The 7,663-nt window shown below is 72.6% G+C and carries 7 protein-coding genes and 2 pseudogenes; 5 read left to right on the forward strand and 4 right to left on the reverse strand.

The window, feature by feature from the left end; translation table 11 throughout:
* Positions 1 to 367: pseudogene (locus AOK16_RS22070) on the forward strand (hypothetical protein); the annotation flags it as partial.
* Positions 368 to 372: 5 nt separating this feature from the next.
* A complete protein-coding gene (locus AOK16_RS22075; RefSeq protein ID WP_055473926.1) occupies positions 373 to 1,224 on the forward strand; it encodes a glycosyltransferase family 2 protein in 852 nt (283 codons plus the stop codon).
* A gap of 612 nt (positions 1,225 to 1,836) precedes the next feature.
* Here the strand turns inward: AOK16_RS22075 and AOK16_RS22080 are convergent.
* Both AOK16_RS22080 and AOK16_RS22085 read right to left on the reverse strand, forming a co-directional pair.
* The gene (locus AOK16_RS22080; RefSeq protein WP_055473921.1) at positions 1,837 to 3,051 is read right to left on the reverse strand and encodes a helix-turn-helix domain-containing protein; all 1,215 of its coding nucleotides are present in this window, start codon (positions 3,049 to 3,051) and stop codon (positions 1,837 to 1,839) included.
* A 272-nt stretch (positions 3,052 to 3,323) separates the two neighbouring features.
* Entirely contained in the window at positions 3,324 to 4,484 is a 1,161-nt protein-coding gene (locus AOK16_RS22085; RefSeq protein WP_055473922.1) for a glycosyltransferase, read from the reverse strand.
* A gap of 141 nt (positions 4,485 to 4,625) precedes the next feature.
* Here AOK16_RS22085 and AOK16_RS22090 point away from each other — a divergent pair, with 141 nt between their 5' ends.
* Positions 4,626 to 6,140 (forward strand): hypothetical protein, encoded by a 1,515-nt coding sequence (locus tag AOK16_RS22090; RefSeq protein ID WP_398718427.1) that lies wholly within the window; start codon positions 4,626 to 4,628, stop codon positions 6,138 to 6,140.
* Here the strand turns inward: AOK16_RS22090 and AOK16_RS27755 are convergent.
* Positions 6,094 to 6,450 carry a PEP-utilizing enzyme gene (locus tag AOK16_RS27755; protein ID WP_055473924.1) on the reverse strand — a complete coding sequence of 119 codons (357 nt, stop codon included), beginning with the start codon at positions 6,448 to 6,450 and terminating at the stop codon, positions 6,094 to 6,096. The two genes, AOK16_RS22090 and AOK16_RS27755, sit on opposite strands and share 47 nt — an antisense overlap.
* Positions 6,451 to 6,454: 4 nt before the next feature.
* On the opposite strand from AOK16_RS27755, the gene AOK16_RS27760 reads away from it, so the two are divergent.
* Positions 6,455 to 6,733, forward strand: a complete 279-nt coding sequence (locus AOK16_RS27760; protein ID WP_205627755.1) for a hypothetical protein — start codon at positions 6,455 to 6,457, stop codon at positions 6,731 to 6,733.
* 147 nt (positions 6,734 to 6,880) lie between these two features.
* Here the strand turns inward: AOK16_RS27760 and AOK16_RS29350 are convergent.
* Positions 6,881 to 7,027, reverse strand: a pseudogene (locus AOK16_RS29350) (PEP/pyruvate-binding domain-containing protein); the annotation flags it as partial.
* Positions 7,028 to 7,287: 260 nt separating this feature from the next.
* Between AOK16_RS29350 and AOK16_RS22105 the strand changes: the two are divergent.
* The coding region (locus AOK16_RS22105) for a helix-turn-helix domain-containing protein (RefSeq protein ID WP_169790934.1) at positions 7,288 to 7,663 on the forward strand (376 nt) is incomplete at its 3' end.

A 7,663-nucleotide genomic window follows, 5' to 3' on the forward strand; every position in this document is an offset into this window, starting at 1 on the left:
CTCGGCCTGCTCGCCGCAGGCGCCCGCCGACTCCCCGAAAGCGCCGTCGACCGGGGGCTCGGCCGCCCGTACACCCGCTGCCCCCAAGCTGCCCCGGTCCCAACTGTCGCCCGTCACCGGCTCGTTCACGAAGCCGGAGAAGGAGTACCTGGTCGGCCGGGTACCCAAGGGCACGGACCCGGTGGCCGTCCTGGAGACCGGCCAGGAGGCCTGCGAGCGGATCGCCCGCACGGCCCGGCACGACCGCGCAGCCGTCATCGGCGCGCTGCGCGCGGGTGAGATCCCGGGCGCGGAGGACGCCGTACGGCATCTGTGTCCCGAGCACGAGCCGCTGCTGGAGGCGGCGGGAAAGGGAGGTACGGGGTGAGCGTGATGCGGAAGCTGCCCGTGGTCGTGGCGATACCGACCAAGAACGAGGCGGAGAACATCGCCAGGACGGTCGCTTCGGTGATCGGCCACTTCGAGGCGGTGGTCGTGGTCGACTCCGACTCCACGGACGACACCTGCGCGATCGCCAAGTCGCAGGGCGCGGAGGTGGTTCCGTACGCGTGGGACGGCCGGTATCCGAAGAAGAAGCAGTGGTGCCTGGACCATGTGCACACCGGCACGCCGTGGCTGCTGTTCCTCGACGGGGACGAGACGCCGAGCCCGGCCCTGCTGGCGGAGCTGCGGCGGATCTTCTCCCAGCCGGTCTCCGCCGCCGCGTTCGACATCCCGCTGGGCTACTGGTTCGCGGGGCGGCGGCTGCGGCACGGCCACACGATCGTCAAGCGCGCGCTGATGGACCGTACGCGCTGCCGCTTCCCCGTGCTGGGCGATCTGGCGGCGCCCGGGATGGGCGAGCAGGAGGGGCACTACCAGCCGCTGGCGGACGGGCCCGTGGTCCGGCTGCGGTCGCCGATCGAGCACGAGGACCTGGACCCGGTCCGCACCTGGTTCGACCGGCACAACCGCTACGCGGACTGGGAGGCGTGGCTGGAGCACCACCCGCAGGTGCGCGAAGAGATCCGCCTGGCGAAGACCCGCCAGGGCCGCCTCTTCCACAAAGCCCCCCTCAAACCGCTCCTCTCCTTCGCTTATGCCTACGTCTACCGCCGAGGCTTCCTCGACGGCCGCGCAGGCCTCGACTACGCCCTGGCCATGACCTTCTACCGCTGGCAGATAGCCCTGAAAGCACGGGAGTTGAGCCGCCTGACCTCATCTCCCACCGGCCGGTCGCGGTAACTCAGAGTCTGCTCAAGGTCCGCTCACGGGTATTCCGCGAACGGGCCTTGAGCAGCCTCAAGCAGCCGGGTCCCCGGTGGGCCCTCGTTTTGTAAGACGCGCCGGGGGGAGCGGCCGCGGGCGATCCGGCACTCCCTGCAGGCGAAGAAACGCAGTCCTGGGCCACTGTCCTGGTCGATGACCGCGGCGACCGCCGGTTCGTCGTCGGTGGGCTCGGAGTGCCAGTGGCACCAGCCCCGTCAGCATCCTGCGGCCTCTCGCGAGTCGAGCGCGGAGACGATGGCCGCGGACAGCCTGGCAATGACCGCGGCTGTCAACCGCTGCGCCTGCGGGCACAGCGGTTGCACTCGCAGGGTGGGTAGCCGACGGGGTTGTTCAGGGTCGTGATGGGGTCACCGTCGCGGACCGTCTGCACCGGGCCGTACGTGCGGCCACCGTCACGGCTGACCCGTAAGGTCATCAGTGAACGGGGTTCGTCACTCCCGCTGGGCACAAGGCCCGACCCCTGATCTACGCCACGCCGCGCTGCTGCTCGCTCCCTGCTCGCCATGTACTCAGCGTGGCGTTCCGAGTACACATGTCACAGGGACGGAACGTCCTACCCTCGCAACGCTATTGGGGCACGCCCAGGAATTCTGCAAGCTTCCGGAGGCCTGGCGGGTGGGCAGGGCCTGCCCAGAGGTCGTTCACGATGGCAACCGCCAACGTGTGGTGCCGCATCCACGCGGGCGCCACCCGGCGCAGAGCAGTCAGCGCTCTGACGGCGCCGTGCAGGTCCCCCACGTCCGTGTGCGCGCGTGCCACGTCCAGTAGGAGCCAGGTACGCCATGACGGTGGCACGTCCTTGCTCAGCCGCATCCCGCGTGACAGCGCCAACGCCTCTTCTGGACGGGCGTGTTGCACAGCGAGACGGACGCGCTCGATGCGCACGGACGAGCGGCTGAACACGGACACGAGCTTGCCGTTCGCCGGGGGCGGCAGAGTTGCCAAGCGCCCGGCAGCCTGCTCCGCCGTGGTCATCATCTCGTTGGCCGTGTCGTAGCTCCCGCTCCTGGCCGCGCTGGTCGCCGCCGACATGAGCAACCCGCCCCACACACGCACGCCTTCGGCGGTGGTGCCGTGGTCCCGCTCCACGTCGTCCGCCGCGTTGACCGCCAGGCACTCGGCATCGTCCAGCCGGTTCTGGCGCTGGTATGCCCAGGCAACGGAGTTGGAGATCATCGGTGTCAGCAGCGGGTCCGAGGACTGACCCGCCGCCGTCACAGCCCGCTCGAGACTGGACAGCGCGAGATCGGACTTGCCCAACCGGATGGCGAGATGCCCGCCGAGCTGCAACGCCTTGCCCAGTGCCGCCTGCCCCGCGGCGCGCTCGTCCGGCGAACCGACAGCGGCCGTCAGCCGGGCGTCGGTGATGATCCCGGGCAGCGCGTCCATCAGGCGGCCGAACTCGGCGGCATGGTAGAGAGTCCAGGCCTCGGTGATCTCCGCCCGCAGGAGCGGAAGGGACAGTGCCTCGGCACCGTACGGCTCCGGGGGCGGAGCAAACAGCGGAGGCATGATCGCCCGACGCACGGCGACCAGCGCCGGAGGATCCATTTCACCGTTGGACGGCACCCCCGGCGGGTCCCCCAACAGACTGGTCAGCTCCACTCCCAGCCCCTTGGCCAGGGCGTGGAGGGTTGGGAGCCGCGCACTGTGCTTGCGCTTCTGCTCCAACTTGCGCACCACGTCGACGGAAACGCCGGACCTCTCCGCCAACCCCTCCTGCGTGAGATCGGCCAGCCGACGCAACCGCCCCACACGCTCACCCAAGTGCTCAGAGGCCATGCCGCCACGCTACCCCCGGCGGCCTCCGTTCCACGGTGTGCGTTCCACCTTGCTCACCATGCCCGTGGTGCCGTCTGCCGTGATGGGTTTGCCGGTTGCGATGGTCGTCGCCGCGTCGCGGACGCCGGCGACCGCCGGGGTGCCGGTCAGGTCGCCGGGCGCGGGCCGCGCGTGCCGGGCGGCCTCGGGGTTCCGTGCCGTCCGGGAGGGGGGCGCGCGGCATGTGCTTGCGGCGCAGGCTCCGCACGTGCTTGCGGCGCGGGCTCCGGCGCTCATCGGGCGCGGCCGGTCACCACCTGCTCGTAGACCCCGCGGAGGGTGTCGGTGACGGCGTCGAGGGTGAACTCCTCGCGTACAAGGCGGTGGGCGGCCGCGGACGCCTCGGCGTGGGCCGCCGGGTCCAGGAGTTCCAGGACTGCCCGGCCGATGCGCGGGCCGTTGCCCGCGTCGCCCTCCCGGCTGTCGACGACGCGGCCCGCGCCCGCGCGCTCGACGTCGGGGGCCAGCCCGGTGGTGCGGGTGACGACGACGGGTGTGCCGACGGACAGGGCCTCCAGGACGGAGACGGAGAACGCGTCCTGGATGGAGGGGAGTACGTAGACGTCGGCGCGGCGCAGTTGCTCCATCACCTGGCCGCTGTCGAGCGGGCCGACCGCGGCCAGGGAGCCGTCCACACCGAGGGCGCGCGCCCGCGCCAGCGTTCCGGCCAGTGCGCCGGTGTCGGGCCCGGCGAGGACGAAGCGGGCGTCGGGGTGCTCGGCCAGGACGGTGGGCATGGCGGCGACGAAGTCCTGGGGGCGCTTGCCCTCCTGAACTCGCGCCAGATAGAGGATGGTCGGCGGCCCGTCGGCGGTCCGGGGCCGGTGCTCCTGGAGCCGGACGCCGTTCACGAGCCGCGCGTGGCGGACCAGGCCCGGCCTTCCGGCCACGGCGTCGACGTTCCGGCGCTCCCCCTCGGTGAGGGTCAGCACCGCGTCCGCCTCCCGCAGCACCCGGCGTACGCCCAGCGCGTCCACGATCCGGGCGGGCCGCTTCTCGGTCGGGTCGATCATGCCGTGCGTCTGGACCACCAGCGGGCGGCGGCGGGCGAGGGCCGCCAGGGCCACGGGCAGGGTGACCAGGTCGCGCATGAGGTGGACGTGGACGACGTCGGCGGCGGCCACCAGGCGGCGGGCCCCGGCCAGTAGCCGTACGGAGGTGATGCCACTGACCTCGTAGCGCGGGAGGGCGTGCCGGGCGCGGTGGAGCCGGGCGGGCACTCCTTCGACCCTGGTCGGGAGTGGTTCGTGCGGCGCGAAGCCGTCGCCGAGCGCCACGAGCGCGGCCCGGATCCCCTTGTCCCGAAGGGACTTGGAGAGGTTGAGCGCGACCCTGGTCGGGCCGCCGAAGGCGTTGTCGGGCGTGTGGAGCGTGACGACGTGCAGTACCTTCACCGAGGCCCCCCAAGGTGCGTAAACGTGCCGGTCCCCACCGGATGCGCTCGGATCACCTTAGCGCTGCCCACACCCCGACGTATCCGGATCTATATAGACTGCGGCACGGGGAGAACGGGGGTGGGGGGCGTGGCGGTTGACGTGAGCCCTGGTGGCGCGGACACGGCCCTTGCGCGGGACGCGCACGGCCGGGAGGGGAACGCCCCGCGGGCCGTGCTGTCGCGGGCGCTCGCCGTTCCGCTGGCGCTCGGCCTGGTCGGTCTCCTGCCCGCGGTGGTCGCGGCGCAGCCGGGCGACGGCGTACGCGACGAGGCGTACTGGCTCCAGCTCGCCCTCACCGCGTACGCCGGCGCGCGGCTCTCGGCGATGGTGCTGAGCAGACAGCGCCGGCTGATGCAGGGCACGTTCTGGCTGTTCGCCTATGTGGCGATGGGCGTCGCCCCGCTCGCCCAGGCCGTGCTCGGCCGGGTGCCGACGCCGCTGGTCGGCCCGCGCGCGGACCTGACGCTGGCGACGGCGCTGGTGCTGATCGGCTGCGTGGTCTTCGACGTGGGCGCGCTGCTGGCCCGCCACCGCCCGGCGGTGCGACGGCGCCGGGTCGCGCGGACCGCCGCGGTCTCCCACCGGCGGCTGTACGTGCTGGTCGCGCTGGCGTACGCGGCCGGGGCGCTGCTGATCGCCCAACTCGGCGGTCCCGCGGTCTTCTTCACCAGCCGCCAGGAGATCAGCGAGTCGATCGCGGCGAGCGGGGTGAGCTCGGCGGAGTCCGAGGCGGGCTCGGCGTTCCTGCGCGGCTTCGGCACGGTGCTGCCGCTGCTGGCGCTGCTGTTCCTGACGCGGCTGCTGCTGAACTCCCGCCGGGCGCGCCGCCGGCCGGGCCCGGTGGCGGCCTGGGCGGGCCTGCTGCTGCTCAACGGTGTGGTCAACAACCCGATCTCCAATCCGCGTTACTGGTTCCTGACGGTGGTCCTGGCCTTCCTGTTCACCGCGTTCCCGCGCAGCCCGGTGGTGTACCGGTCGGCGCTGGCGCTGGGGGTGGCCGCTGCGCTGCTGGTCTTCCCGTACATGGACCGCTTCCGCTACGACGAGGGTGGCTACCGGCCGGTGGAGTCGACGTCGATCGTGGAGCCGCTGGCCGTCAAGGACTACGACCAGATGGTGATGTTCGCGAACACCATCACCCACGCCTCCACGACCACCGGGCACTCCTACGGCCGCCAGGTCTCGGGCGCCCTGCTGTTCTTCGTCCCGCGCTCGGTCTGGCACGGCAAGCCGCAGGACACGGGCATCCGGGTGGGGACGTGGATGGGCACGAACAACGCCAACCTCTCCTCGCCGCTGTGGGCCGAACTCTGGCTGGACTTCGGCCCGTTCGGCATGGCGGCGGGCTTCCTGGCCCTGGGGTACGCCTCCGCGCGCGGCGACCGCCGCTACGCCGCGCTCACGACGGACTCGTCGCGCACGACGATCGCGGCCGTCGCCGTGCCCGCCATCGCGGGCTACTCCTTCATCCTGCTGCGCGGCTCACTGCTCCAGGCGTCGGGGCGGATCGGGATCGCGGCGGTGTGCCTGGCGCTGGTGACGACGTTCCGCGAGGAGGAGCGGCCATTCACTCCTCCTCCACCGTCACCGTCCCCGCCGCGCCGTCGACCGTGATCAGCTGCCCGGTGCGGATGCGCTCCGTCGCGCCCGGGACGCAGATCACCGCCGGGATCCCGTACTCCCGGGCCACCGTCGGCCCGTGGGCCATCACCGCGCCGGTCTCGGTGACCAGGCCGCCCGCCGTGAGGAACAGCGGTGTCCAGCCCGGGTCGGCGGTCGGGGCGACGAGGATCTCGCCCGGTTCGAGCGTCGCCCGCGCCGGGTCGCGGACCACGCGGGCGCGGCCGGTGGCCCGGCCGGAGGCGGCGCCCATGCCGGTGAGCCCGGCGCCGTGGGCCGTACGGGGCGGCAGCAGGGTCTCCACATCCGTGCCGTCGGACCAGCAGCGCCACCGGCACGGTACGGCGGCGCAGTTCGCGGTCGTACGTGGCGCGGCGGGCGGCGACGGTCTCCCCGAGGGCGTCGCCACCGCCCGCCACCGCCGTGCGCAGCTCGGGCAGGGTGAGGAACATGACGTCGTCCGCCCGGGAGAGCAGCCCCCGCGCGTGCAGTTCGGCACCGATGAGAAGCAGCCGGCGCCGACGGTCGCGCAGCGCGTACAGCCCGGCGAACTTGCCCGCCTCGCGCAGCCCGGCCAACTCGCGTGAGCGGCGCAGGAAGAAGCCGGCGAGCCGGCCGCGCAGCCGGTGCGCGCGCCGGGCCCGCAGGGCGAGTTCGGCCAGCATCGCCTCGGCCCGGGCCGCCGCCCGCTCGCCGTGCAGGGAATCCCAGCAGGAGCGGATCGCCGCGAGCAGCTCCTCGGCGCCCGTGACGTTCAGGTACGAGTCCTGCTGGCCCGCGAAGCTCGCGTGCGGCAGGTCCTCGGCGGTGGCGCTGGAGCGCACCGCGACCGGTCCGCCACCCAGCCGCTCATACGCCGCGAGCACCTCCTCCCGCGGCACCTCACCGCCGCGGTACGCCTCGGTGGTGACGCAGAAGCCCGTCCGGCACCCGCTCCCCCAGCCGGATCAGCGCGGCGAGCCCAGCCGCCTTCCCACCCACCAGATCGCGCCGCCCGCCGCCAATCGCACCCAGCTCAACTACACGCACCAAGACCACTCCTCTCACTTTGCAATACACTCGCAACGCATACGAAAAACAATACACTCGCAACACAAAAACAACCGTTGCGATTTTCGCAACCCCGGCTTACCGTGGACACGTGGACGAGACCATGGCGGACCGGGTGCGGGCGGTGATCAGCCGCGCCGCGCCCAGCCAGGCCGCGTTCGCGGAGGGCATCGGGATGACCCGCGACAAGCTGTCCAAGTCCCTTGGCGGGGCACGGCGGTTCACCTCCCTGGAGCTGGCGCTGATCGCGGAAGCGGGGGACGTGACGGTCGACTGGCTGCTGAACGGGCCCACGCCCGCGCACCCCGCCCTGGCCGCCCGATCGGCCCGGGGCACCAAAAGATCCGGCGGGGGACCCGACCCCACGGCACTGGAGGACGCGACCGGGCGCTACCTCGCCGCCTTCGACGTACTGTCGCTCCTCAGCCAGGGGCCCGAGCTCCCCGAACTGCCCACCGCCCCCGAGG

It is taken from the genome of Streptomyces pathocidini (assembly GCF_001418495.1).
In the GTDB taxonomy this organism is placed as follows: Bacteria; Actinomycetota; Actinomycetes; order Streptomycetales; family Streptomycetaceae; genus Streptomyces; species Streptomyces pathocidini.